This window comes from Kiloniella spongiae (assembly GCF_001026905.1).
In the GTDB taxonomy this organism is placed as follows: domain Bacteria; phylum Pseudomonadota; class Alphaproteobacteria; order Kiloniellales; family Kiloniellaceae; genus Kiloniella; species Kiloniella spongiae.
Map to the genome: position 1 here is coordinate 179,408 of NZ_LAQL01000004.1, position 25,669 is coordinate 205,076.

A 25,669-nucleotide genomic window follows, 5' to 3' on the forward strand; every position below is an offset into this window, starting at 1 on the left:
AAAACAAAGAAAGCATCACGGAATGACAGAGGATTTGACTGACTTGGGCACGCCCGTTAGGGTTCGCCAAATGATTGATTGACAGGCTTTGCGCCGGAGCTAGATAAATGACTGATTTTAAAGACTTATACCCTGTATTGGAACGTATTGCTTCGGCACTGGAAAAACTATCACCACAAGCGCAAAATGTACCAGATCTTTCCCAGGCAGATGCCTATGTATGGCAGACTGATCCTGATGTACTGGAAGCCGTTGAAGAGGTGAATCGGGTTGATTTTGACCTTCTCAAAGGAATTGATCGCCAAAGAGAATCACTTTTGAACAACACCCTGCGTTTTGTCGAGGGGTATCCTGCAAACAATGCCTTGTTATGGGGTGCAAGAGGTACCGGGAAAAGTTCGATTGTCAAAGCCGTACATGACAAGGTGAATTCACTCGCAAAAGAGAATAAATTTAACAAAGTAACACTTGTTGAAATTCATCGTGAAGATATCCCTTCCCTTCCTCGGCTTTTAAAAGTTCTAAAGACCTCCGAACGCCCTTGCATCCTCTTCTGTGATGACCTGAGCTTTGACACTCAAGACGATACCTACAAATCACTCAAGGCTGTTCTTGAAGGTGGCATTGAAGGTCGCCCGAAGAACGTACTTTTTTATGCAACATCAAACCGTCGGCATCTAATGGCGCGTGATATGATCGAAAATGAAAGGTCATCGGCAATCCATACTTCTGAAGCAACAGAAGAGAATGTCAGCCTGTCTGATCGTTTTGGCTTGTGGCTTGGTTTCCATAACTGTGATCAGGATACCTTCTTTGCCATGATCGAAGGTTACGTGGAAAAATACGATATTAAAATTGATCGTGACGCCCTACATGCCGAAGCTCGTGAATGGTCTGTTACTCGTGGATCACGTTCTGGTCGTGTTGCATGGCAATTTATTCAAGATCTCGCCGGACGGATGTCTATCAAGATTCCATAAGCCTCACAAACACCGTTCTTTATAACAGGCACCGTTCTTTATAAGTGATACTTAAAAAATTACCCGCAAGCTAGTTTGTTAGTAATTTCTTTGGATTAACGGCTTCTGATCCTTTGCGAATTTCAAAATGAAGTTGGGGTTTGGAAACATTCCCGGTACTGCCCACCTTGGCAATATTCTGCCCCCTCTTCACCCGTTGGCCACGGCCAACCAAGAGTTGATCTGTATGGGCATAGGCTGTCACCCATCCATCAGAGTGTTTGATCAACAACATTTGCCCAAAGCCTTTTAGTTCGCTCCCGGCATAAACAACAACACCGTTTTCAGCAGCTTTCACAGGTGTCCCCCTGCGCGCGGCAATGTTGATACCATCATTGTGTATTCCGCCTTCCTTTGCGCCAAAGGAAGAGATCACCTTCCCCTTTACTGGCCGTAAGAAATTACTGAATGAACGTGGCAAGGGTTTTGGAACAGGCCCGGTAAAGTTCTTCGGGCTGACTGGAATAACGCTGCGAGTTGGTGTTTTTACCGGTAATTTCTGAGCATTTTTAGCAGCAATATTCGGCCTGTTTGTCGCAGGAGTAACGCTTGCTGAACGAACGGCATTATTCTGCCGTAACGCAGGTAAGTTCAAACGTTGCCCGATATAGAGTGCATAGGGTGGATTAATTTTATTCAATTTTACCAATGCCGTGGTTTCAACACCATAGCGACGGGATATGCTGTAGAGTGTATCCCCGGCAATCACCACATGTTCTTTCGAAACTGGTAACTTGATATTCTGCCCAACCAATAACTTATACGGCGGGGAAAGCCTGTTCAGGATAATAAGTTCGCGAATAGATACCCGCCTTTTACGGGCAATGGAATAGACCGTATCACCACGGTTTACAGTGTACTCGGTAGTTGAAACCTGTGCCAAGTTACTCGAAGACTGCGGAGCAACTCTCGCTTGTTGCAGAGTAACTGTCGCTGTATTGCTTTTCCTGCCCTGCCTTCTTGGGTTTCTTTTTGGCAACGGGATATTTTCAGGAAGCAACGCTGGAATGGCAACACCAGCAACCCGACCAGTTGTTTGCCCCGCGCTTGAAGGGCGCGGTGGGGGTGTTGGTTTCCTCTTTGGCAAGATAGAAGATGGATAATTATAAACGGTTTGGGTTGTCGTCGTTTTTTTTGTCGTTGTCGGAAAGGACGATGGATTGATCGTGCACCCGTTCAGCCCTGCGCATAACAGTAAAAAGACTAGTTTTAGAGTTGGTAGGCTGGTCCGATTAAACATCAAATTAGTTACGAGCGTATTCCTGTACTACAAATCGTCAAAGCCAATCAGTTATTTTTTGGCATCCCGTGAACAAGAGGAACAAAACGAACCCCGCCAAGGTTTTCTTGATCAAATCCGTTTTCGGTCCGCGTAATCCTGATTAATTCCTGATTATTCCCCTGTGAACCCAACGGTAAAACAAGAATACCACCAATTGCCAGTTGCTCAAGCAAAGCTTCCGGAATTTCCTTTGGTGCAGCTGTGATAATTATGCGCTCAAACGGTGCTTGTTCCTTCCACCCCTTGTAACCATCCCCCAACTTTGTGGTCACATTGTGAAGACGCAGATTTGTAAAACGCTCTTCAGCCTCGCTCAAAAGCTCTCGATATCGTTCTATTGTATAGACCCGCCGACATAGCCGCGAAAGAATCGAAGCCTGATATCCTGACCCTGTGCCAACCTCAAGCACTTTCATTCTTTTGGTCACTGAAAGCGCCTGGGTCATCATCGCAACAACCTGCGGCTGGCTCAGTGTTTGCCCCCTGCCAATTGGGAGCGCCATGTTTTCATAGGATTGATCTTGAAAAGGTCCCGGGACAAATGCTTCTCTTGGAATACGTTCAATCGCAGACAAAACACCTGTATCAGAAATACCGCCGCGCCTTAATTCCATAATTAGTCTGATTTTGCGTGCTTCCAGACTCATGGGAACAAAGGTCCCATTTTTATCAGCAGCTCTTTATCGGTCAGATCATACTTTAACGGCGTGATCGTAATATATCCTTCGGCAATTGCCGTCAGATCCGCATTGGGAACAGATGTGTGATGGCTGACAAATTGTCCAACCCACAAATAAGGTCGACCGCTGGGATCATTTCCTTCCACGACCGTTGTTCCTTCGTCGCGATGCCCCTGAGCACAAACCTTAATACCTTTGACTTTCTCAACGGGAATCCCTGGGAAATTCACATTGAACAGCAAGTTTCCAGGTTCGTCCCACGTCGCAAGTTTTGTGATAACTTCCGGACCAAATTTGGCAACAGTATCCCAATGGAACAGGCTTTCGTCCTGATCGTCGGGCCTTAAGCTAAGGGCAATGGATCTTGCACCAAGAATTGCGCCTTCCATAGCTGCTGCCACAGTGCCTGAATAGATAACATCTTCCCCAAGATTCGCCCCTACATTTACACCTGACAGCACAATGTCAGGCACCTGATCAGCCATCAGGTATTTCATGGCCATCAGAACACAGTCTGTTGGTGTACCATCAATGGAATAGCGTTTGTCATCAAGCTTGCGTTCCCGCAAAGGACGGCGCAGCGTCAGTGAATGGCTGGTCGCCGATTGTTCAGATTCAGGCGCAACTATCCAGACATCATCGGATAATTGGTGGGCTATTTCCTCTAGAACAGATAAACCTTTGGCGTGGATACCGTCATCATTTGATAACAGTATCCGCGCGTTGCCAAGATTCTGTAAGGTCTTAGTCATTCAGGAGGATACTTTCTTTACCCCCCATATATGGTCTGAGCACCTCGGGAACAATAATAGAGCCATCAGCTTGCTGATAGTTTTCCATAACCGCAATCAAACAACGTCCAACAGCAACACCAGAGCCATTCAAGGTATGCACAAAAGCAGGCTTCTTCGTTTCCGTAGATCTGAAACGTCCGTTCATCCGGCGTGCCTGGAAATCACCACAAGTAGAACAGCTGGAAATTTCGCGATACGCATCCTGACCGGGCAACCAAACCTCGATATCATAGGTTTTACGCGCACCAAACCCCATATCACCCGTACAAAGAACAACAACGCGATAATGCAGCCCGAGTTTTTTCAAAACGTCTTCTGCACAGCTTGTCATACGTTCCAGTTCATCATCGGATTTATCCGGATGAACAACAGAAACCATCTCTACCTTATCAAACTGGTGTTGACGAAGCATACCGCGCGTATCACGTCCCGCAGAGCCAGCTTCCGAACGGAAACAAGGCGTCAAAGCAGTCATGCGCTTTGGTAACTCGTCTTCCTTGAGGATTTCGCCAGCAACCGTATTTGTCAACGGAACTTCGGCTGTAGGAATAAGCCAAAAGCCATTTTCAGTTCTGAAAGAGTCTTCTGCGAATTTAGGTAGCTGGCTTGTACCGTACATTACATGATCGCGCACGAGAACCGGCGGAATTACTTCTGTATAGCCGTGTTCATCTATGTGCAGATCAATCATAAACTGTGACAAAGCACGGTAAAGACGGGCCACACTTCCTTTGAGAACAACAAATCTCGATCCTGAAAGCTTAGCTGCCAGTTCAAAATCCATTTCGCCAGATTCTTCGCCCAATTCAAAATGCTGTTTTGCGTCAAAGCTCAGTTCAGGCTTGTCACCAACAGTGCGCACAAGAACATTATCGTTCTCATCTTCACCAACTGGTATGTCATCTTTAGGACGGTTGGGAATACCAGCCAGGATCGTTTTAATCTGGTTTCCCAGATCTGATTCGACCGTCTCTTTTTCAGACATGCCTTCTTTGATGCCTGCAACCTCAGCCATTAGATCCGAAGCATCTTCGCCATTGCGTTTCGCAATACCAATCTGTTTTGATGCTTCATTACGGCGCGCTTGCATATCTTGCAACTCTGCCTGTAACGCGCGATGCTGTTTGTCTAGCTCTAGAATTTGAGCAGACATTAGTTCCATATTACGGCGCTTAAGCCCCTCGTCAAAAACTTCAGGGGTTTCGCGGATCAACTTTAGGTCATACATAGGTATCTCTGTCCTTGTACTGAGAGAGACAAAATTCAATTAAAACGATGTGCTTATCAACAGGGTATAGTCAACTCTGAAATAAGCAAAATCTCGATGTTAAGGGCCTTAAACGATCCCGGATTAGAAACATTGTTAGCGGAGAAACTTAGTCAGACGTCACGTCCGTCGAATCTGCATTTTCCGAATCTGCATTTTCTTCTGCGGCGCGTTTGCGTTCCACCATTTTGGCCATAAAGATCGACACTTCGTAGAGAAGTACAATCGGAATAGCCAATGCCAACTGACTCAATGGGTCCGGCGGCGTAAAGATTGCCGCAACGATAAAGACACCAACAATCGCATATTTACGCTTTTCAGCCATCCCTTTGGACGATGCAATACCAACCTTTGCCAAGAGTGTCATCAAAACAGGTAGCTGAAAACAGAGACCAAAAGCAAAAATCAACTTCATCATCAGTGAGAAGTATTCGTTAACCTTGGCTTCTAACTCAATAGCAATGGAGTTTTCTGTACCTTCAACCTGAAACGCGAGGAAAAATTCTGCAGCAAGTGGGAAGATGACAAAGTAAACCAAAGCTCCACCGATAAAAAACAAGATTGGTGACGCAATCAAGAACGGCGCAAAGGCTGACTTTTCGTTTTTGTAAAGGCCTGGGGCAACAAACAACCAGATCTGTGACAGGAAGATTGGACAGCTGATAAAAGCCCCAAAGAAGAAAGCCACTTTCACATAGGTGAAAAAGACTTCTGTAAGATCAGTAAAAATCAACCTCTGCTGACGTTCACTGACCGCGTTTTCTCGCATTACATCAGCCAAAGGGGCCGCGAGGTATTCAAAAAGCTGTTCGGCAAAAGCGAAGCAGGCCAAAAAAGCGACCAACAGAGTAACAACACTCCACAATAGTCGCCTTCTAAGTTCAATCAGATGCTCCAGTAATGGCATCTTCTGTTCTTCGGTTGTATCACTCACTGCTTAGCTGCTTTTTGAAGAAGTTGTATTATCTACCTGAACGGCCTCAGATTGAACCTTTTCAGGGACACTCTTTGGGGCACTTACAGATTCTGTTGTTGTCGAAGGCGTATCCGCAAGCGGCTTTTGAACAGAAGCAAAGGGATTATGATCCTCTTTGTCTTCTTTTGTTATCGCTTCGACCCCATCTTTGACTTCCTGCGATGTTTTGGTCAGCGCCTGTGTGGGATCAATAACATCTTCAACCGTCTTACGAATTGATTCGCTATTGGCCCCTTCCAGCGCTTTTCGCGCGTCCTGAAGATCAGATTCACGAATAACCTCATCAACACCGGATTGGAATTCCCGGGCAAGTCCCTTTGCCTTACGTACCCATTTAGAGACAGTACGAAGGGTATTTGGCAGCTCTTTAGGCCCCATGATCAAAAGGGTAAGAACTGCAACGACCATCATTTCCGACCAACCGATGTCGAACATTGGCTACTGCTCCCTAGGAATTACGGATCCCTGAATATAAATCAAACCCAGTCCTGAATAAGAACTGACTTATGCTTTATCTTTGTCTTCAGAGATTGTTTTGCTTTCTTCCTGATCAGAAGCAGCTGTGTCTTTATTCTCTTCTTTGAGGCCCTTTTTAAAGGCTTTAATGCCTGAACCTGCATCGCCCATAAGCTTGCTGAGCTTTCCGCCTCCACCAAAGAGAACCAAAACAACAACTAAAACAATCAGCCAATGCCAAATGCTGAACGCACCCATTACTCTCTCCTTAGAGACAATTACCTTTAATCTGTAAGGGACTATGGCAAAAAGAAAAGGCGCAAGCAACGATTCATACGTTAGAGCGCAGAGTGTTTTGCCTACGGTGTGTTTTTCAATCAGGTGTCTTAGCAGAAAAGACGAAGGTCAAGCGTTTGTCCAATTCAAGAACGCAGGCATTACCCACGACTGGAATAGTGTGACTATCCAAGCGAGCTTTCACATAAAGATCATCTGCTAACTCATTGGAAATCTTAAAATCTACAAGGTTTGATTTTCCAAGCATACGCGACTTCAGAACACTGGCCTCAACACCTGTTCCATTCACTTTTTCGCCCAGAACAATGCCTTCATGTCGCACCAGCACATCTACGGCGGTTCCATGTCGAAGATTGGGAACCTCAAGCGCACCAAAGGGTGTAGCAACGTGTCCGTCATTACAAATCCCTTTAAACTCATTCACTTCACCAAAAAAATGCGCGACAAAAGCATTTTCCGGATCACTATAGAGCTCGTTAGGAGGGGCAAATTGAACAATCTGCCCCTTGTTCATGATGGCAACGCGGTCCCCCATAAACATAGCCTCTTCCGGATCGTGGGTTACCATCAGAGTTGCAATATTATTTTCTTTGAGAACCCTGAGCGTTTCTTCTCGCACCTGATTTCTAAGCCTGACATCCAGACCGGAAAAAGGCTCGTCCAATAAAACAAGCTTGGGACGCGGGGCGATTGCTCTGGCCAAGGCAACCCGTTGTTGTTGCCCACCAGATAGTGTATGCGGATAAGAATGGAGATAATCCACCATCCCGACTTGTTCCAAGGTCTCTAGAACTCGTGCTTTTCGTTCCTGAGCAGAAAGGTGCTTTAGGCCAAACTCAATGTTTTTAGATACATCTAAATGAGGGAAAAGAGCATAATCCTGAAAAACCAGACCAACACTTCTTTTTTCAGGCGGTAAATCGGCTTTATCATTTGCGACAACGGTTTTACCCATTGTGATTTTTCCAGCTTGGAGAGGTTCCAGCCCCGCAGCCAATCGTAAGATTGTCGTCTTACCACACCCAGACGGTCCCAGCAGGCAAACGAATTCCCCAGCATCAATCGCCAGATTAACATTGTTCACTGCTGCTAGGGTGCCAAAGTTATGGCTAACATTCTCTAAACAGAGGGCCGACATATAGTAACCGTCTAAATTTGCATACAATCTTTGCAGCAACCTCGCAGAACTGCAGTTAAAAATCAATATCAACTAGCATCTTAATCCAAAATGTCGCAGTAAGTTGATTGATTTTTTTGTTTTACAGGGAATATTTATACAGGAAGTGAAGATTGTTCACTTTCTTCATTCGCCAAATCTTCACCAAACCCACTGCTCAGGCAGTCATCGTTATCTTCATCGCTACTTGTTTCCAGATCAACACCGTCGCCAGATACCGATAATAGATCACCATGATCGCCAAGGGCTGTAATTGCAGGTCTAGCGTCAAGTAACCCAGCAACTTTCAATTCATCAAACCCAGGAAGATCATCCAGGCTTTCCAGCGCAAAGTTATCCAAAAAATCCTGACTGGTTGCCCAAGTCACAGGACGTCCCGGTGTCCGCCGCCTACCTTTTGGCTTGACCCAACCGATTTCCAAAAGCGTATCCAAAGTTCCTTTGGATAAACTAACACCACGGATCTCCTCAATTTCGGCCCGCGTTACTGGCTGGTGATACGCAATGATTGCCAGTGTCTCGACACCTGCCCGCGTCAATTGTTTCGACTGGCTCTGTTCAACCCGTAGCAAAGGCGCCATATCAGGCGCTGTACGGAACGCCCATTTATCTTCAACTTTAATAAGGTTAACGCCACGGTTTTCATAATAAGATTTTAATTCCTCCAAAAGCGGCTTCAAATCCCTGTCTTTTTGGAAGTGTCTGGCAAGTTGTTCGACGGATAGCGGTTCTGTCGATGCAAAAAGCAACGCTTCCAAAAGTCGAAGATCATCAAAGCGTGTTTCCATATGCCTCCCCTATCATTCCCATACAAACTTCATCCAACGATTTTTCCGACTATCCGCGTCGCGTTATCGTGCCATCTTTAATATAGATCGGACCATAAACTTCATCTTGTTTAAGGTCGATTTGCCCTTCCCGACACATTTCCAAACTGGCCGCGAACAAAGAAACGATTGCAGATCTGGCAAGAATACCCTGTCCCATTTTAACAGGTAGAAAACGGCTAAGATCCCGCCAATCAGGTATAGTTCCCAGAAAAGCAGATAACCTTTTGATCGCCTCATCCACGGAATGGAGTTCCATCTGTTCTATGAGCAGGCTTTTTTCTTCAGTCCGTACCTGACTGTTTGCATAGGATTTTAACAAATCAAAAAGCGATACATCATAAGTTGTTTTATGGATTACCCCGGTGTTTTCCGGCAGTCCTCGCGCAAAAAAATCAATTCCCAACTGCGGCCTGGACATCAACGTTTTGCCCGCATCCTGCATCGCTTGCAAACGCCGCAATTGAAACTTGAGCGCGGCAGCAAGCTCAGCACCGCTAGGTTCTTCTTCGCCTTCGGGTTCCGGCAAAAGTAATCTTGATTTCAAATAGGCAAGCCACGCCGCCATGACCAAGTAATCCGCGGCCAGTTCCAGCCTTAATTCATGAGCCTGTTGAATAAAATCTATGTACTGATTGGCCAATTCAAGAATGGATATTTGTGTCAGATCAACCTTTTGATCCCGCGCCAACTGTAAAAGAATGTCAATAGGTCCCTCAAAGCCATCCAGTTCAAGAACAAGCGGATGAAGGGCTTTTAGCCCTTTCGACTGTTCTGATCTGTCATCTTCTTCAAAGGGAAGTGTTTCTGACACTGATTTCCTTAAAGAGCTAAGTAATGTTTAGATTTGCGATTGCCTGAAAGAAGGGAAGCATAGCATGAATGGATTTAACTATCACATAACTGATTAAATTCAGATCTACCCCAATTTGGCGACCAATCATCGGGAGAACAAAAATCAAACCGATAAGGATAATCATACCGTATTTTTCCAAACGAGAAAACGGGACAGCTAATGACGTTGGCAAGAGGCCAGTTAACACGCGACCGCCATCAAGTGGCGGTATAGGCAGCATATTGAAAACAGCAAGCATCAAATTAATCGTAATTGCATTTTCTAGGTTTTGCCCAACCCAATCCTTAGCTATATCAGGAACCAAACCAAATATAGCAAAGCCAAACGCAGCGATCAGCGCGATAAGAATATTTGATGCAGGCCCTGCCAACGCAACAAAGATCATATCTCTTTTTGGATTGTTTAAGCGTCCAAAAACAACTGGCACAGGCTTGGCCCATCCCAAAACAAAAGGAGATCCAATAAATATCAACATACTTGGAAGCAGTATCGTGCCAAACGGATCTATATGTTTCGCAGGATTCAAGCTGACACGTCCCAGTTTTGACGCAGTATCATCACCGAGAAGACGTGCAGCATAGGCATGTGCAGCTTCATGGAGAGTAACAGCCAACAGTACTGGCAAAACCCATACGGATGCACCTAAGAGAAACTCGTTAATATCCATAAAGAAAAAGACCTGTGTTTTTAAAATGAGTGCCCTGAAATCCAGAACCAATTGTTATTGCCAGTCTAGTGGCTATACCCAGTAAGAAGAAATTATTTCAGTAAGTTCCCCGAGTGTTGTATCCCAATCTATATGGTTATCTTGGCGCAACTTCCAAGCCAGATCCAATCGAGCAACCTTAGCGCTGTCAATTTCGTGCAGACCTTTAGCAACGGACATCATTTCTTCTTGATCTCCATTACAATGCAGCGCCAAGTCACAGCCAGCAGACAACGCGGCCTTTGCACGTTCTTCATAGGTGCCCACCATAGCTTTCATGGACAGATCATCTGAAAGTAAAATACCACTAAAGCCGATTTCATCACGGATAACTTGCTTAATCACCCTAGGTGATACTGTGGCAATATGTTCAGGATCAATCGCTTCGTAGATAACGTGTGCAGTCATCCCCCAAGGGGCAGAATTCAAGAGCTTGAAAGCCTTGATATCATGACTTGAAAGCTCATCCCGTGAGGTATCGACTCTTGGCAATTCTTTGTGGCTATCGACCATCGCACGACCATGTCCGGGCAAGTGCTTGACCACAGGCATAATACCACTGTGCAGGAAGCCCTCGACAACCTTGGCCCCAATGGTTGCTACTTTCTCTGGTGTCGCGCCATAAGACCGATCTCCGACAATTTCATGTGCGCCCGGTATTGTCAGATCCAATACGGGTGCACAGTCTGCCGTTACACCAAGCTCTCTAAGCTCGTAAGCGATCAAGCACGCATTGAGATAAGTGGCCTTTAGAGCCTTCTCCTGATCCTGATCAAATATTTGTCCAAAGATAGCTGCTGGCGGCGTCTTGCGCCAATGAGGGGGCCGTAATCGGGCAACACGTCCACCTTCTTGATCAATCAAAATAGGCAGGTCATCATTACCAGAAAGCGATTTTAGCTCGGAAGTAAGGTTCTTTATCTGATCAGGGGTATCACAGTTTCGGGCAAAAAGAATATAACCATAGGGCTTAACCTCGGAAAAAAAAATTTTTTCCCAACCGGTTAAACGATGCCCTTCGCACCCAAAAACAACTGAATTCACCCCCATGACCTCACTCCCGAACTCTATTTAACTTTTTTAACCAAGCAATCACGTTTGGCTGATTTCAGTTTTGAGCAAAAATCACTCGCGGCTTTTTTATTATCAAAAGGCCCTGTTTGCAGACGATAGCGAACACCGACGTCGGAAATAGACGCCTTTTCAATAATCGGCTGCTTACTGCTCAAAAGATCGCTCAACTTGCGCTGCATGTTTTTCCATTCAGTCATCGCACCTTCTTTGGATTTCAAAGAAGCCAATTGCAAAACGTACTGTCCGGACACAGGTTTTTGTTGAGTAACGACAGGGGTCGGCTCAACCTTCTTGGCAGTTGTCACAGGAGACGGCTCTGGCACCACAGGATCAGGCGCTTTCAGTGTTTCCACCTTTTTAGCCACTTCAACCTCAGACTTAGGCGCTAAAACGGACTCTACTTCTGATTTTTTTGGATCAGGCGCTTTTGGAATTGTATTCCCTTCACCTGAGTTAGGCAGAGGCTGTTCTTCAACTCTTGTCGTTTCAACCTTTTTGGCAGCAGATTGTGCTGCTTCTTCTGTAGCATTTACCTCTGATTCAACCGCGCTAGTCGTTGATTGAGCCGTTGTTTCAACGGAATTATCAACTGCTGGCTCTGGTGCCTTCGGTGGTTGTGGAATTTCCGGCGGTGGTAACAGCTTTTCGACCTGAGCGGTGCCACTTGCACTGGAATCATTATTAAGGACAAGTTTGTCCTGATGCGGAATAACCATTCCACCCGGTGATTCTGGTTTGGTTTTTTCCGGCGTGGTTTCAGCCTCAATAAGTGGTATGGCATCGGGTATATTATTACTTGGTTTGTTATCTCCAAGCATGATTAGAATACCGCCACCAACAACGGCAACAGCAATCAGACCGAGGCCAATCGGTACAAGCTTTTTAAACAGACCCGCACCGGGATCATCATCAAAATCTAAATCGTCTTCCCAGTATTCTTCATTTGAGAATTCGTCATGAATATCCTGCGCATCCTGATCAGTTGATGCACGCATACTCTCGTTTTGGCGAACTTTCTCAAAATCCTTAAGATCAGTATCGGAAGAGTTTGATGACATCAGCGCATCTCCTCAGCAGGTTCAATTCCAAAGACGTTAAGTCCCGAAGCGATCACAAGTGATGTTGCCTTGACCAGTGCCATACGCGCCTGTGTCAGATCTTGATCGTCAGTAACGATAAAACGTAGCCGGGCGTTGTCTTTACCTTTGGTCCAAAGGCCGTGAAGTTCAGCAGCCAGTTCGTAGAGATAAAAAGCAATTCTATGAGGCTCATGTGCTTCACCTGCGCTTTCCAGAAGACGCGGCCATTCGCAAAGGCGACGGATCAGGCTTAATTCGCCTTCACTGTTTAACTCTGACAGATCAACTTTCTCCAGAGCTGCTATAGACAGATCCATATCAGGAAACTCGTTCTGCGAGTGCTTGAGAACCGAACAAGACCGCGCATGGGCGTACTGAACATAGAATACGGGGTTATCGCGACTTTGTTCCACAACCTTCTCAAGATCGAAATCGAGCGAGGCATCATTTTTACGGGTCAGCATGATAAAGCGGACAACGTCTTTGCCAACCTCGTCAATCACCGATCTCAGGGTAATAAAGTTCCCAGACCGTTTTGACATCCGGACCATTTCACCGCCACGCATAAGGTTGACCAACTGACAAACCTTGACATCAAGGCTGCCTTTTTTCTCGGTCATTGCAGTGACAGCGGCCTGCATTCGTTTGATATAACCACCGTGATCCGCACCCCAGACATTAATCATGGTATTAAAACCGCGACGATATTTATCCAGATGATAGGCCATATCACCGGCAAAGTAAGTCCAACTACTGTCAGATTTTTTGATCGGGCGATCTACATCATCACCAAAATCAGTTGATTTGAAAAGTGTCTGGGGACGCGCTTCCCAATCATCTGGCTTTTTGCCCTTAGGAGGTTCCAGCACACCTGTATAAACCAGATCGTTGGCTTCCAGGAACTTCATAACTTCATCGACACCACCCGCTTCAACCAAGGCACGTTCAGACGAATACACATCCATCACAACACCCAGCGCCGCGAGATCACCACGAATAAGATCAAGCAGTTGATCAATGGCAAATTTCCGAACGTCAGAAATCCAGTCAGCTTCTTCTTTGCCCAGCCACTTATCGCCATCTCTGTCAGCAAGTGCTTTACCGACAGCTTTCAAGTATTCACCGGGGTAAAAACCTTCGGGAATTTCGCCAATATCTTCGCCAAGTGCTTCGCGGTATCTCAGATAAGCAGAGTTCGCCAGAACATTGACCTGATTACCCGCATCATTGATGTAGTACTCTTTAGAAACGTCATAACCGACCTTGGCAAGAAGAGCAGCAAGTGCATCACCAACGACGGCACCACGGGCGTGACCAACGGTTAAAGGGCCAGTCGGGTTTGCGGAAACATATTCAACATTGACCTTCTCGCCCTGCCCCATGTCAGAATCACCATAGGACGTACCAGCTTTGAGGATTGTTCCAACCTGTTCAAACCAGAACTTTTCATCCAGACGCAGATTAATAAAGCCCGGTCCCGCAATTTCGACCGACGAGATAACATCCAGATTTTCGAGACGTGTTGCCAAAAGACTCGCAAGATCGCGCGGTTTCATTCCAGCAACTTTGGAAAGAACCATGGCAGCATTGGTTGCAACATCTCCATGCGAAGAGTCGCGAGGTGGTTCAGCAGCAACGCGACTGAAATCCAGACCTGCCGGAATTTCTCCGGCAGAAGCCATATCTTCTAATTGCGCAACAACTTTACTTCTTAGGTCTTTGAAAACGTTCATTTTATCTCAAAATCCAGATTAAAAATCTGTCTATGTTGTTCAAAAGCGTATCGGTCGGTCATACCAGCGATATAGTCCGCGATCAATCGGGCGCTACGCTTTGTTAGTTTTGTACCAGCCTCAAGACGCCAATAGTCCGGAAGCTCTTCTGGGTGCTCTGAATAATGCGAAAAGAGGTTTCTCACAACCTGCTTTACACGTTTACGCATTTCTTTGACTTTTTCATGGCGATACATGTGTTCAAATAAAAACGCTCGTAATTGCTTTTCTGCCTCACGAAACTGATCCGAAAAAGCAACCATTGCCCTACTCTGACAACGAATATCAAAAACCGTCTTCGGATTTGCTTTCCCTAATCTTATTTGTGTCTCGCACAAAACATCACTGATCATATAATCAACCAGCCGACGTACCGCTTCATGGACAAGGCTTTCTGTTTCCAGATTAGGGTATTTCTTTAAAACCTCGCGGAATATATCACCGACTACCGGAATGGGCAAAAGATCATCAACACTAAAAAGCCCTGCCCTGATACCATCATCTATATCGTGATTGTTATAGGCGATATCATCTGAAATAGCCGCAACCTGCGCCTCAAGACTGGCAAAGGAAGAAAGTTCCAGATCCCGAGCATTCTTGCAATACTTTGACATAGATTCCGGCACATATTCTTCACAGCTGTTCGGACCTTCAACAGGACCGTTGTGCTTTGCTAACCCTTCAAGGGTCTCCCATGTCAGATTAAGCCCATTAAAATCGGCATAACGCCGTTCCAACTGTGTCACGATACGAAATGTCTGTTCGTTATGATCAAAACCACCAAAGGGTTCCATAACGTCATGCATGGCATCTTCCCCCGCATGACCAAAAGGGGTGTGCCCAAGATCGTGGGCAAGCGCAACACCTTCAGCCAGATCTTCATTGATGCCGAGTGTCCTGCTCAAAGATCTGGCAATTTGCGCAACTTCCAAGGAATGGGTCAAACGCGTTCGAAAATGATCGCCCTCATGATAAACAAAAACCTGCGTTTTATATTGTAGCCTGCGAAACGCAACGGAATGGATAATACGATCTCGATCCCTCTGAAAACAAGTTCGGGTCTTGCTAACAGGCTCTTTCAACAAGCGGCCTCGGCTGCTCTCAGGAAAAGAAGCATATAGTTTTTTCGAATCGTTTTGCATCATAGGGAAAGACTAACCTGCGAAGAGACTTAGTAAAGTAATTTGAAGTGTTTAGGCCTTAAGAAAGAGAAAATTCTAAATAAAATTACTCAATTGTAAAAAAGCTCTCGCTTTCAAAAGAAAATACCTGTGAAGAATGCCCACAAAAATGCAGGCGAAAAACGCCAAGGAAAACATCTTAGCAGGAACTTTAAAAAAATTAATAGATTTAGGTGTCACTATAACCTATCTATAGAGTCAGGTTAACAACAAGCCTCTCATGCAAGGTAAATCGCACTGCAGGCTTACAGGTTATGAGTAGAACATGACAACAGACAATCAAACTCCTTTTATCTCCTTATCAAGCAGCGCGGCAAAGCGGGTGGCTTGGTTGGCAGAACAAGAAGGTAATCCAGGCTTGATGTTGAGGATAACAGTCTCTGGCGGCGGTTGTTCCGGTTTCCAATACGGTTTCTCTTTTGACAGTTCTGTTAATGAAGACGACAAAACCTTCCAAAAGGACGGCACCAAAGCTGTGATTGATGAAATGTCTTTAGACCTTCTAGACGGTTCAGAGATTGATTTTGTCGAAGACCTGATGGGTGCATCTTTTCGCATAACAAACCCGAATGCGACGGCTTCTTGCGGTTGCGGCACTTCATTTGCCATATAAACGTGGTGCCATATTATAAGGTGGGGCGTCCCCTTGTGCCCGCTTCCTAACTTTGAAATCTCTAGTGTGAGCCTTATCCAATGGTCAAAATCGCGACTTGGAATGTCAATTCCATCAACAAACGACTTCCTAATGTTCTCGATTGGATAAAAACGGCTTCTCCTGACGTACTTCTGCTCCAAGAACTAAAAACAGTTGCAGAGAAGTTTCCCTACATGGAATTTGAAGAGCTAGGGTACCATGTGGAAGTCGTAGGGCAAAAAAGCTATAACGGCGTTGCCCTCATATCAAAAGAACCTATTACAGATGTCATAAGGGAACTTCCCGGTGACCTCGAAGATGATCACGCCAGATACGTCGAAGGGACAACTTTCGGCATAAGGGTTGCCTCTATCTATTTGCCCAATGGCAATAACAACAGCAACCTGACCGACGAAATCAAATTTCCATACAAGCTAAAATGGATGGATCGCCTGAACGCCCATGCCCAAAAGCTGTTGCAGACGGAACAGCCTATTGTTCTTGCGGGTGATTATAACCTTATCCCAACTGACGATGATGTCTTTTCCCCAAAACGCTTTGAAGGAAGCGCGCACACCCATCAAAGTTCAAGGGATCGCTTCCGTGTCATGGAAAATCTTGGCTACACAGAAGCATGGCGGGCTTTAAACAAAGAAGCACATATTTATAGTTACTGGGACTATCAGCGCAGTGCCTTTGACCATAACAACGGCATCCGTATTGATTTGATGATGCTGTCACCACAAGCAGCAGACATTCTAACAGGATGTAGTATCGATAAAGAACCTCGCGGCAAAGAATCACCATCTGATCACACCCCGGTATTTTGTGAACTATCTGCCTAACCCATCCTAAACGCACATAGGCATCAGAGATGTTCTTTCCTCTATTCGATAATCTGCCAAGACTTCTTATCGACAAACCTTGGGTTACAATAGCGGCCATTCTTTGCTGCTGTGTTGTCTATTTCATTCAGGCCATGTCCCCAGAACCCTTCATGGTGCGAATAATATACGGGTTGGGACTAATTCCCGATGTATTGCTTGGCGTTGCTCAACGCCCCCAATCAATTGACTGGATTGCCCCTATATTTACGCTTATTACCTATAACTTTTTGCATGGTAGTTTTATGCACCTTGCTGGAAATATGGTTTACCTATGGGTTTTTGGCGATAACATTGAAGATGCCATGGGGCACAGACGCTTTTTTGCCTTCTTTATCTGTTGCGGCGTAATTGCAGGTATAGGACAAACTCTTATTACTGGTTCTCCCCAATCACCAATTGTTGGGGCAAGCGGCGCAGTATCAGGTATTCTTGGCGCGTATTTGCTACAATACCCAAAAGCAAAAATCCTTATTCCAATCTTTATGATCCCGATTTTCGTTCGCGCTTACTTGTTACTTGTTTTCTGGATCGGTTTCCAAATATTCTCAGCCTTCTTACCAGGCCAATCCGATGTTGCCTGGTGGGCGCACATTATTGGATTTTTTGGCGGTATGGCTATATTTCCTTTCTTTCGCCACAAGACCTTGCCGCTCCTTTGTCCCGATGAACTCCCGCGTGGCATAAAAATACGAAATAAATCTAAGTATTACCGGGGATAGATTAAATATTACCGGGGATAGATAAGGTCCAGTACGCGATAAGAACTCTTAAAAAGCTCTCACCTTCTCCAAATTTTCCTTAGATTTGGTAACTTTTTTATTCTTTTGCGAAATAACCATGGACGTGAGCCCATGGATTACCTAATTATCTTACAAGAAACTTAATTTAAGACACGACGTAACGTTAGGATTATTACTGTGCCTGAGTATCGTTCAAGAACCTCCACCCACGGCAGAAATATGGCCGGTGCCCGCGGCCTTTGGCGCGCAACTGGTATGAAAGATGATGATTTTGGAAAACCGATCATCGCCATTGCCAACTCATTCACACAGTTTGTCCCCGGTCATGTCCACCTGAAAGATCTTGGTGGACTTGTTGCTGAAGAAATTGAAAAATCAGGCGGGGTTGCCAAAGAATTCAATACTATTGCTGTTGATGATGGTATCGCAATGGGACACGACGGTATGCTCTATAGCCTACCATCACGCGAAGTCATTGCAGATGCCGTTGAATACATGTGTAACGCACACTGTGCTGACGCCGTTGTCTGTATTTCCAACTGCGACAAGATCACACCCGGCATGCTTATGGCAGCGATGCGTCTGAACATACCGGCAATCTTCATTTCCGGCGGCCCAATGGAAGCGGGTAAAATCATTCTGGATGGGAAAGAGCGCAAACTGGATCTCGTAGATGCCATGGTTGATGCAGCTGATCCGAATGTCAGTGACGAAGATGTTGCTGCTATCGAAAGATCAGCTTGTCCAACCTGTGGCTCTTGTTCCGGAATGTTTACAGCCAATTCCATGAACTGCCTAAGTGAAGCAATGGGGCTTTCTCTTCCTGGCAATGGTTCTTTGCTTGCAACACACCAAAGACGTGGAGAGCTTTTCAGAGAAGCCGGACGCCGTATCGTTGATCTTACCAAACGATATTATGAAGAAGGTGACGAAAGTGTAACCCCGCGTGGTATCGCAACCTTTGAAACCTATCAAAATGCAATGGTACTCGATATCGCAATGGGCGGATCGACGAATACGATCCTGCATATCCTTGCGATGGCAAAAGAAGGTGGTGTTGATTTCACCATGTCTGATATTGATGCCCTTTCCAGAAAAGTGCCTCAGTTGGCCAAAGTCGCACCTTCGACAACCAAATACCATATGGAAGATGTACACCGCGCCGGTGGTATCATGGGACTGTTAGCAGAATTGGATCGCTGTGGATTAATTCACCGGGACCGCCCTACAGTTCACGAAAAGACATTGGGTGATGCTATTGATAAGTGGGACATCATGACAACCGATGATCCCGAGGTGAAAAAGTTCTATTCAGCAGCACCGGGCGGTGTTCGAACCACCGAAGCTTTCAGTCAGGACCGCTATTACTCATCCCTTGATGATGATCGCGCCAACGGCTGCATCCATAGTGGTGAAAACGCCTTTAGTCAGGAAGGTGGTCTTGCCGTTCTGTTTGGAAACATTGCCCTGGACGGTTGCGTTGTTAAAACAGCCGGGGTTGATGACTCCATTCTCAAGTTCACAGGAAGCGCCCGTATCTTTGAATCTCAGGATGCCGCAGTAGCTGGCGTGCTCAGCGGTGAAGTTGTCGCCGGTGACGTTGTTGTTATTCGCTACGAAGGTCCCAAAGGTGGACCGGGCATGCAGGAAATGCTCTACCCCACCAGTTACCTGAAATCCATGGGATTGGGCAAAGCCTGTGCTCTATTAACCGATGGACGTTTTTCTGGCGGAACATCAGGCCTATCAATTGGTCACGCATCTCCCGAAGCTGCACAAGGTGGCGCTATTGGCCTTGTTGAAGCTGGCGATGCCATTGAAATTGATATTCCTAATCGGACAATTAACGTTCTTGTCAGCGCTGAAGAGCTGGATATGCGCCGAAAAGCCATGGACGCCAAAGGCAAAGATGGCTGGAAGCCTGTGAAGCCACGCGATCGTAAAGTAAGCTCGGCCCTCAAAGCTTATGCACATTTCACAACTTCAGCCGATAAAGGTGCCTATCGCGACGTTGATCAACACGATTGATAGATTAAACATCTGTTATAACAGTTAAACTATAACAATTTTAAAAGGCCGCAGAGTTAATAAAAACTCCGCGGCCTTTTTTTCGTTTTCATAAATACTTTTTTCTTACCGGAACGCGAGTGAAATCATCTCCAATAAAAAATCTCTACCCTTTTTATAAAGAACTTCTTGATCATCGCCTTTTGCATTCGCCAAAGGTGTCACCAACGCTCTTTCAAAATGAAAAATTAACGTCCCGTGTTCTTGTAACTCGCATTCAGATAAATGAGATTCTTGATTAGCCATCAACTTAGCAAGCCGTTTAGACAGAACAATGCTATGATCAAGATCCAGTTGCCTCAGATCTTCGTTCATTCCCATAGCTTTCAGCAGCCGATCCCTTACAATCAACTCAGTTTGAACCTGATTAAGCGCATCAAATATTTTAATAAAGAGTTTACGCCAGCCCATCTGCTTGGATTGCTTCATCTCCATGCGATCAAAAACATCATCCATTTCATTCAGCCAACGTTGATAGAGCGCAAAGATAATGGCTTCCTTGTTTGGAAAGAACTGATAGAGCGTGGCAATGTTCACATCAGCAAGTTCAGAAATACGGCGCGTGGTCAGTTTGTCCACACTATTCGTTGTCAATAACGTTGATGCAGCAAGCAAGATTCTCTCGACACGCTGCTTTGATCTCTGCTGGGCTGGCAACCGCCGCCGGACTAATGTAGGGCTTGGAGTCATCTAGTAAATCTTTGGTTATCATTTTTTACGAGAATACAAAGACCAAAGACAATTTTATATACGTAGATAAACGTATATCCTGTTTAAATCAGCAATTTAGCGTTGTCATTAGCTTACAAAAAAGCCGCCCAAATTGAGCGGCTTTTTTGTAAATCTATCGAAATACGATCAATATTATTTCTACAGATTGGCAATCCGTGCCAGTGCTTCATCCAACTTTGTTTTCACTGACATGAACTCTTCACGGCGTGTTTTCTTTTCCGCAACAACATGTTCTGGGGCGCGAGAAACGAAATTTTCATTTGAGAGTTGCTTGTCAATTTTTGCAATCTCTTCGAGCGTTTTTTCCATTTCTTTATTCAGGCGAGCTGTTTCCTGCTCGACATCGATAATGCCTTCCAGTGGCAACGCAAAAGTCGCATCATCCAGAACAATCTGAATAGCCCCTTGCGGCAGATCTTCATCCGTAAAATCAACAGAGGACAGTCCGGCGAGCCACTTCACAACATCTTTGTATTGATCAACCTTTGCCTTAACCGCATCAGAACCATCTTTAAGCAAAAGTGGTGCCTTGAGTTTTGGCGGGGTATTCAGTTCAGCACGTGTCGCCCGGATATCAGAGATAAGCTTGATAACCCAATCCATCTCTTTATCAACATCAGCATCTGTATGCCGTTCGTCAAACTTTGGCCACGACGATGAAATAAGCGGTGCCGCCTCTTCATTCCCCAGATTTTCCCAAAGTTCCTCGGTAATATAAGGCATAATCGGGTGTAGCAGATGAAGTGTCTGTGCCAAAACCCAGGCAATTGTTGCTTTGGTCTCATTGCTCGTCGCTTCATTCCCCGCAGCCAATACAGGCTTTGTGAATTCAACATACCAGTCACAATATTCATTCCAGAAGAAACGGTAGAGTGCGTTAGCTGCATCGTTAAAGCGGTAATCATCCAGCGCTTTGTCAACGGCTGCAGTCGCAGCAGCAACACGCCCAACAATCCATTTGTTGATCGGCTCGTTACAGCTGAGCGGATCAAAGTTAGGATCGTAGACAGCACCATTCATTTGACTATAGATCGACGCATTCCAGAGCTTGGTTCCAAAGTTGCGATACCCTTCGACACGGGATGATGCCAATTTGATATCACGCCCGGGTGCCGCCATCGCCGCCAGGGTAAAGCGCAAAGCATCACAGCTGTATTCAGAGATAACTTCCAGAGGATCAATAACATTACCCTTGGACTTAGACATTTTCTGACCGTTTTCATCGCGCACAAGGGCGTGGATATAAACAGTTTTGAAAGGCACTTCTTTCATAAAGTGCATGCCCATCATCATCATTCTGGCAACCCAGAAGAAAATAATGTCAAAACCGGTAACCAAGACATCGCCGGGATAATAGCGTTCCAGTTCTTTCGTCGTCTCTGGCCATCCAATCGTAGAGAAAGGCCAAAGAGCAGAAGAGAACCACGTATCCAGGACGTCAGGGTCACGAATCAACTCGACTTCTTTACCAAATTGAGTAAAGGCCGCGGCTTTGGCTTCTTCTTCAGTTTCTTCAACAAAGATTTCACCATCAGGACCATACCATGCCGGAATTTGATGCCCCCACCACAACTGACGGGACACACACCATGGCTGGATATTACGCATCCAGTCGTAATAGGTGTTTTCCCACTGTTTAGGTACAATTTCTGTCTTGCCAGTTTCAACAGCTTCCAAAGCTGGTTTGGCAAGTGTCGCCGCATCAACATACCATTGATCAGTCAACCAAGGCTCAATCGGTACATTGGATCTGTCGCCATAAGGGACAGAATTCAAGTGATCCTCAATCTTGTCGAGAAGTCCAAGTTCTTCAAATTTAGCGACAATTTTCTTGCGGGCGACAAAGCGATCCAACCCTTGATAATCATCCGGCGCATTTTCATTAATGTGCGCGAACCTATCAAAGATATTAATCATTTCCAGATTACAACGACGTCCAACTTCAAAGTCATTGAAATCGTGGGCCGGCGTAATTTTAACCGCGCCGGAACCCGTTTCAGGGTCGGCATATTCATCAGCAACAATCGGGATTAAACGCCCAACAATTGGCAGTTTCACATTCTTGCCAACCAGGTCCTTGTAACGATCATCATCCGGATGTACTGCTACACCGCTATCACCCAGCATTGTTTCCGGACGTGTGGTGGCAACAACAATGTATTTACCGTCTTCACCATCAATCGGATAACGGAAATGCCAAAGCTTGCCGTTGCTTTCCTTTTGGACAACTTCAAGGTCAGAAATCGCGGTAAGAAGCTTTGGGTCCCAGTTTACCAGGCGTTTGTCTTTATAGATCAAGCCTTCTTTATGAAGTTGAACGAAGACCTTGCGGACAGCTTCGGAAAGCCCTTCATCCATTGTAAAGCGCTCACGTGGCCAATCAGCAGATGCACCAAGATGCCGCAGTTGTTTAACAATCGCCCCACCAGACTCTTCTTTCCACTCCCAAACAGAATTCAGGAACTTCTCACGACCAAGATCGTGCCTAGAAATTCCTTTTTCTGCGAGTTGGCGCTCAACAACCATCTGGGTTGCAATACCCGCGTGGTCAGTTCCTGGCTGCCAGAGGACATCATGACCTTTCATGCGTTTATACCGTACCAAGACGTCTTGTAGGGTAAAGGTCAACGCATGTCCCATATGTAGATTCCCCGTAACGTTTGGCGGGGGCATCATAATGGTATAAGGGTCAGACGGGGAATTAGGATCTGCGGAGAAAGCTCCGGATTTTTCCCAACGCTCGTAATGCTTTGCCTCAACTTTTTCAGGGCAATAGGTTTTGTCCAGCATTACTGGGTTCCTCTTAACTAAATATTCTATGTGAAATAACGCTAGCATTTGCTAGCAGTTTCGGAAGAAAAAAGAAAGTCCGGGCCTTATAAATCTTCGGCCCGGCGCACCATCTTTTTAATTTCTTCGCGAACAATCCGTTCAACCATTGGGCCTAAGCGGACATCAAGCCACGCTTTAAGCTCGGGAACGAGCGCCTCGCGAACAATATCTTCCAAAGTTTTTCCAGTACCAATGGCAAGGGAACGCTGAACTACAGCGGCACGTGCAATTTCAGAAAGTGCTGAAGATGTGGAATCCTGTGTTTCTTCCTGAAGAATGCTTTCAGCGTCAGGCGCATCAAGATCTATATCGTCACCTAGATCAATATCGACAGCTTCTTCCTGAGGCTCTTCGGCTACAGCAGCAATTTCGATTTCATCTTCAACTTCAACTTCAACTTCATCAAATGAAATATCGCCAAGATCGGTATCTTCAACAGACTCTTGATCTGCTTCCAATTCAGGTTCTTCAGCGACCTCTTCAACTTCGATTTCGTCTTCTTCGGGCTCGCCCATAGATGATCTAAAATCGTCTTCGATCGAGTCTTCATCAGAAGCGGTCTCAACAGGTTCCTCTTCAGCAGAAGCTTCGTCTTCGGCAACCTCATCGGTTAGCTCGAGAACATCATCATCTTCTGCTTCAGGTTCGTCAGCAGCAGGCTCTTCTGCCTGTGCCTCGGTCCCCTCTGACGCTTCACCTTCTGGATCGTCTTCAGAAATAATCCGGCGAATTGACGCCAGAATTTCTTCCATTGACGGTTCACCCTGGGCTTCTGCTTCTTGATCACTCATTGAAATGCTGTCCCACCGCTTCCTTAACTGCGAACATTACCTGTTACCAATACAATTTCGGTAATATAAGTTAGATATTATTGAAAAAGAAGGGCTTTTGCACGTCTAATTTTCAACACCCAACCCAAACCACTTATCTCTTACATTATTATAGTCTTCAGCCGGATCAAAGACATTAACAGGCAACCCAATGTATTGCGCCGTCATTTGGCCCATTGTGCTCAGCACCTGATAAGTTGCAACAACTTCATCTCTTTGTGCACGAACAAGATTCACCTGCGCGTCGAGTAATTCCTGTTCAGCATCAAGTACATCCAATACGGTTCTTTCCCCAACTTCCTCTTCCTGGCGTACCCCGTCCAAGGCTATTTCTGCAGCATTGACAGAAGAGGTAAAGGATTTGATTTGCGCTTGAGAGCTAACGAGATTTTCCCAAGACGATGTTCCTTGTTGCTCAACAGCGCGCATTTGCTCGACAATCTGGATTCTACGCTGATTTGCAGTCTGTTTTGCCTGACGAACCCTACTGCTAACCAATCCTTGTTGATAGAGCGGCACAACCAGCTGAGCGATAACCTCACCAGACGTACTGTCGATGTCTTCCCCCGATGTTTCATCAGAACGACTAACGCGACCAACCAGAGATAGGTCAGGATATAACTCACCGGTTATCTCTCTGACTTCGTTCTTCGAAGCCATTTCGTTGTATTTTGCAGCACGAAGAGCCGGGTTATTTTCCAATGCAACGCCCAACAACTCATCTTCACTGCTTGGTAAAATCGCAAAGGGAGCAGGACGCGCCAGAGCTTCATCAGGATATTCACCAACCACTTCTTCAAACACGGCTTTCGATGAATTCAGCGTCCCTTCCGAGGCAATCCGCTGGGCTGTAGAGGTTGAATATCTGGATTCTGCCTGCGCGACATCCGTTCTTGTCAACTCACCAACATCAAAACGATCGCGGGTTGCTTCAAATTGCCTGGTCAGAACTTTCTCATTGTTAATATTAAGATCCAGAATAGCCTGGTCCCGCCAAACATCAGCATAGGCTGTTACCACCCTCAAGAGGACATCCTGTTCAACAGATGTGACAGATGCACGTTCTGCCAATACCAAATTTTCAGCCTGTTCTGTTGCGGCCTGTGTCTGCCCTCCCTGATAAAGAGATTGCGTCACCTGCAACGTCGCATTCAAAGGCTGCGTTGTATCGGTTGAATCCCCGGTTGGAGTATCCGTATCAGTTCGGCGGACACCTGCTGAAGAGGTAATTCGAACGTCAGGACGCCATTCAGACAAGGCCTGAGGAACACCTTCGTTAACGGATTTCAAACCTGTTTGCGCACTGGAAAGCGATGGATTGGTTTCATAGGCCTTAATCAAGGACTCATTCAACGTTTGAGCCATTACACCACTGGAAAAACCAGTGTAAACTGCAACGCTAACAATAGCACACCGACTTAAAAGTGCTTTTTTTGTGTTTCCAATAGATTTGATCATCACGTTGTCCAAAATTAATCCAATGCCAAACTTAATTTGATAACGG

Annotated in this window: 24 protein-coding genes; 5 read left to right on the forward strand and 19 right to left on the reverse strand. The window is 45.7% G+C overall.

Annotation, left to right across the window (positions count from 1 at the left end):
- Nucleotides 1-107 precede the first annotated feature (107 nt).
- Complete coding sequence (locus WH96_RS07365) at nt 108-980, forward strand: ATP-binding protein (protein WP_047763516.1); 873 nt, start codon at nt 108-110, stop codon at nt 978-980.
- Nucleotides 981-1,050: 70 nt separating this feature from the next.
- Here WH96_RS07365 and WH96_RS07370 read toward each other — a convergent pair whose 3' ends face one another.
- The 15 genes from WH96_RS07370 to WH96_RS07440 all read right to left on the reverse strand — a co-directional run bounded on the left by WH96_RS07370 (nt 1,051) and on the right by WH96_RS07440 (nt 15,407).
- Complete coding sequence (locus tag WH96_RS07370) at nt 1,051-2,259, reverse strand: M23 family metallopeptidase (protein ID WP_053005757.1); 1,209 nt, start codon at nt 2,257-2,259, stop codon at nt 1,051-1,053.
- Between the two features lie 47 nt (nt 2,260-2,306).
- Entirely contained in the window at nt 2,307-2,948 is a 642-nt protein-coding gene (locus WH96_RS07375) for a protein-L-isoaspartate(D-aspartate) O-methyltransferase (protein ID WP_047763517.1), read from the reverse strand.
- Complete coding sequence (gene surE, locus WH96_RS07380; RefSeq protein ID WP_047763518.1) at nt 2,945-3,733, reverse strand: 5'/3'-nucleotidase SurE; 789 nt, start codon at nt 3,731-3,733, stop codon at nt 2,945-2,947. The genes WH96_RS07375 and surE overlap by 4 nt, the downstream gene beginning before the upstream one ends.
- Nucleotides 3,726-5,003: a serine--tRNA ligase gene (gene serS / locus WH96_RS07385; RefSeq protein WP_047763519.1), complete on the reverse strand. Its 1,278-nt coding sequence runs from the start codon at nt 5,001-5,003 to the stop codon at nt 3,726-3,728. The genes surE and serS overlap by 8 nt, the downstream gene beginning before the upstream one ends.
- A 148-nt stretch (nt 5,004-5,151) precedes the next feature.
- Nucleotides 5,152-5,976 (reverse strand): twin-arginine translocase subunit TatC, encoded by an 825-nt coding sequence (gene tatC / locus WH96_RS07390; RefSeq protein ID WP_047763520.1) that lies wholly within the window; start codon nt 5,974-5,976, stop codon nt 5,152-5,154.
- A gap of 3 nt (nt 5,977-5,979) precedes the next feature.
- Complete coding sequence (gene tatB / locus WH96_RS21270; protein WP_053005758.1) at nt 5,980-6,453, reverse strand: Sec-independent protein translocase protein TatB; 474 nt, start codon at nt 6,451-6,453, stop codon at nt 5,980-5,982.
- A 69-nt stretch (nt 6,454-6,522) separates the two neighbouring features.
- Nucleotides 6,523-6,732, reverse strand: coding sequence for a twin-arginine translocase TatA/TatE family subunit (locus WH96_RS07400; protein WP_046505231.1), 210 nt, complete (start codon nt 6,730-6,732; stop codon nt 6,523-6,525).
- Nucleotides 6,733-6,847: 115 nt separating this feature from the next.
- Nucleotides 6,848-7,909 (reverse strand): ABC transporter ATP-binding protein, encoded by a 1,062-nt coding sequence (locus WH96_RS07405; protein WP_047763521.1) that lies wholly within the window; start codon nt 7,907-7,909, stop codon nt 6,848-6,850.
- Between the two features lie 134 nt (nt 7,910-8,043).
- Entirely contained in the window at nt 8,044-8,736 is a 693-nt protein-coding gene (scpB, locus tag WH96_RS07410) for an SMC-Scp complex subunit ScpB (RefSeq protein WP_047763522.1), read from the reverse strand.
- 49 nt (nt 8,737-8,785) lie between these two features.
- The gene (locus WH96_RS07415; RefSeq protein WP_047763523.1) at nt 8,786-9,589 is read right to left on the reverse strand and encodes a segregation and condensation protein A; all 804 of its coding nucleotides are present in this window, start codon (nt 9,587-9,589) and stop codon (nt 8,786-8,788) included.
- 16 nt (nt 9,590-9,605) lie between these two features.
- Entirely contained in the window at nt 9,606-10,298 is a 693-nt protein-coding gene (locus tag WH96_RS07420) for a site-2 protease family protein (RefSeq protein ID WP_047763613.1), read from the reverse strand.
- A gap of 72 nt (nt 10,299-10,370) precedes the next feature.
- On the reverse strand, nt 10,371-11,387 hold the full coding sequence (nagZ, locus tag WH96_RS07425) for a beta-N-acetylhexosaminidase (protein WP_047763524.1): 1,017 nt from the start codon (nt 11,385-11,387) through the stop codon (nt 10,371-10,373).
- A gap of 17 nt (nt 11,388-11,404) precedes the next feature.
- The gene (locus tag WH96_RS07430) at nt 11,405-12,469 is read right to left on the reverse strand and encodes an SPOR domain-containing protein (protein WP_047763525.1); all 1,065 of its coding nucleotides are present in this window, start codon (nt 12,467-12,469) and stop codon (nt 11,405-11,407) included.
- A complete protein-coding gene (gene argS, locus WH96_RS07435; protein WP_047763526.1) occupies nt 12,469-14,223 on the reverse strand; it encodes an arginine--tRNA ligase in 1,755 nt (584 codons plus the stop codon). The genes WH96_RS07430 and argS overlap by 1 nt, the downstream gene beginning before the upstream one ends.
- A complete protein-coding gene (locus WH96_RS07440) occupies nt 14,220-15,407 on the reverse strand; it encodes a deoxyguanosinetriphosphate triphosphohydrolase (protein ID WP_047763527.1) in 1,188 nt (395 codons plus the stop codon). Before WH96_RS07440 ends, argS begins: the two co-directional genes overlap by 4 nt.
- A gap of 301 nt (nt 15,408-15,708) precedes the next feature.
- On the opposite strand from WH96_RS07440, the gene erpA reads away from it, so the two are divergent.
- From erpA to ilvD, 4 genes are all read left to right on the forward strand, one after another.
- Nucleotides 15,709-16,056 (forward strand): iron-sulfur cluster insertion protein ErpA, encoded by a 348-nt coding sequence (gene erpA, locus WH96_RS07445; RefSeq protein WP_047763528.1) that lies wholly within the window; start codon nt 15,709-15,711, stop codon nt 16,054-16,056.
- Nucleotides 16,057-16,136: 80 nt separating this feature from the next.
- Nucleotides 16,137-16,922: an exodeoxyribonuclease III gene (gene xth, locus WH96_RS07450; protein ID WP_047763529.1), complete on the forward strand. Its 786-nt coding sequence runs from the start codon at nt 16,137-16,139 to the stop codon at nt 16,920-16,922.
- 29 nt (nt 16,923-16,951) lie between these two features.
- Complete coding sequence (locus tag WH96_RS07455; RefSeq protein WP_047763530.1) at nt 16,952-17,683, forward strand: rhomboid family intramembrane serine protease; 732 nt, start codon at nt 16,952-16,954, stop codon at nt 17,681-17,683.
- Between the two features lie 198 nt (nt 17,684-17,881).
- On the forward strand, nt 17,882-19,732 hold the full coding sequence (gene ilvD / locus WH96_RS07460) for a dihydroxy-acid dehydratase (protein WP_082130379.1): 1,851 nt from the start codon (nt 17,882-17,884) through the stop codon (nt 19,730-19,732).
- A 105-nt stretch (nt 19,733-19,837) separates the two neighbouring features.
- On the opposite strand, the gene WH96_RS07465 is transcribed toward ilvD, so the two are convergent.
- The 4 genes from WH96_RS07465 to WH96_RS07480 form a co-directional block, all read right to left on the reverse strand.
- Nucleotides 19,838-20,461 (reverse strand): TetR/AcrR family transcriptional regulator, encoded by a 624-nt coding sequence (locus WH96_RS07465; protein WP_082130380.1) that lies wholly within the window; start codon nt 20,459-20,461, stop codon nt 19,838-19,840.
- 180 nt (nt 20,462-20,641) lie between these two features.
- Nucleotides 20,642-23,293, reverse strand: a complete 2,652-nt coding sequence (locus WH96_RS07470) for a valine--tRNA ligase (RefSeq protein ID WP_047763533.1) — start codon at nt 23,291-23,293, stop codon at nt 20,642-20,644.
- Nucleotides 23,294-23,379: 86 nt separating this feature from the next.
- A complete protein-coding gene (locus tag WH96_RS22660) occupies nt 23,380-24,126 on the reverse strand; it encodes a DUF2497 domain-containing protein (protein WP_047763534.1) in 747 nt (248 codons plus the stop codon).
- Between the two features lie 105 nt (nt 24,127-24,231).
- The gene (locus WH96_RS07480) at nt 24,232-25,623 is read right to left on the reverse strand and encodes a TolC family outer membrane protein (protein WP_162200130.1); all 1,392 of its coding nucleotides are present in this window, start codon (nt 25,621-25,623) and stop codon (nt 24,232-24,234) included.
- Between the last annotated feature and the right edge of the window lie 46 nt (nt 25,624-25,669).

Excerpts from the sequence above, each read along its gene's own strand:
- surE (WP_047763518.1), bottom strand. The coding sequence starts at position 3,733 with ATGACTAAGACCTTACAGAATCTTGGCAACGCGCGGATACTGTTATCA.
- WH96_RS07405 (WP_047763521.1), bottom strand. The coding sequence starts at position 7,909 with ATGTCGGCCCTCTGTTTAGAGAATGTTAGCCATAACTTTGGCACCCTA.
- tatB (WP_053005758.1), bottom strand. The coding sequence starts at position 6,453 with ATGTTCGACATCGGTTGGTCGGAAATGATGGTCGTTGCAGTTCTTACC.
- WH96_RS07430 (WP_047763525.1), bottom strand. The coding sequence starts at position 12,469 with ATGTCATCAAACTCTTCCGATACTGATCTTAAGGATTTTGAGAAAGTT.
- nagZ (WP_047763524.1), bottom strand. The coding sequence starts at position 11,387 with ATGGGGGTGAATTCAGTTGTTTTTGGGTGCGAAGGGCATCGTTTAACC.
- WH96_RS07365 (WP_047763516.1), top strand. The coding sequence starts at position 108 with ATGACTGATTTTAAAGACTTATACCCTGTATTGGAACGTATTGCTTCG.
- argS (WP_047763526.1), bottom strand. The coding sequence starts at position 14,223 with ATGAACGTTTTCAAAGACCTAAGAAGTAAAGTTGTTGCGCAATTAGAA.
- erpA (WP_047763528.1), top strand. The coding sequence starts at position 15,709 with ATGACAACAGACAATCAAACTCCTTTTATCTCCTTATCAAGCAGCGCG.
- WH96_RS07455 (WP_047763530.1), top strand. The coding sequence starts at position 16,952 with ATGTTCTTTCCTCTATTCGATAATCTGCCAAGACTTCTTATCGACAAA.
- WH96_RS22660 (WP_047763534.1), bottom strand. The coding sequence starts at position 24,126 with ATGAGTGATCAAGAAGCAGAAGCCCAGGGTGAACCGTCAATGGAAGAA.
- WH96_RS07375 (WP_047763517.1), bottom strand. The coding sequence starts at position 2,948 with ATGAGTCTGGAAGCACGCAAAATCAGACTAATTATGGAATTAAGGCGC.
- WH96_RS07465 (WP_082130380.1), bottom strand. The coding sequence starts at position 20,461 with ATGACTCCAAGCCCTACATTAGTCCGGCGGCGGTTGCCAGCCCAGCAG.
- WH96_RS07470 (WP_047763533.1), bottom strand. The coding sequence starts at position 23,293 with ATGCTGGACAAAACCTATTGCCCTGAAAAAGTTGAGGCAAAGCATTAC.
- xth (WP_047763529.1), top strand. The coding sequence starts at position 16,137 with ATGGTCAAAATCGCGACTTGGAATGTCAATTCCATCAACAAACGACTT.
- scpB (WP_047763522.1), bottom strand. The coding sequence starts at position 8,736 with ATGGAAACACGCTTTGATGATCTTCGACTTTTGGAAGCGTTGCTTTTT.
- WH96_RS07420 (WP_047763613.1), bottom strand. The coding sequence starts at position 10,298 with ATGGATATTAACGAGTTTCTCTTAGGTGCATCCGTATGGGTTTTGCCA.
- WH96_RS07370 (WP_053005757.1), bottom strand. The coding sequence starts at position 2,259 with ATGTTTAATCGGACCAGCCTACCAACTCTAAAACTAGTCTTTTTACTG.
- serS (WP_047763519.1), bottom strand. The coding sequence starts at position 5,003 with ATGTATGACCTAAAGTTGATCCGCGAAACCCCTGAAGTTTTTGACGAG.
- WH96_RS07400 (WP_046505231.1), bottom strand. The coding sequence starts at position 6,732 with ATGGGTGCGTTCAGCATTTGGCATTGGCTGATTGTTTTAGTTGTTGTT.
- WH96_RS07440 (WP_047763527.1), bottom strand. The coding sequence starts at position 15,407 with ATGATGCAAAACGATTCGAAAAAACTATATGCTTCTTTTCCTGAGAGC.
- WH96_RS07480 (WP_162200130.1), bottom strand. The coding sequence starts at position 25,623 with ATGATCAAATCTATTGGAAACACAAAAAAAGCACTTTTAAGTCGGTGT.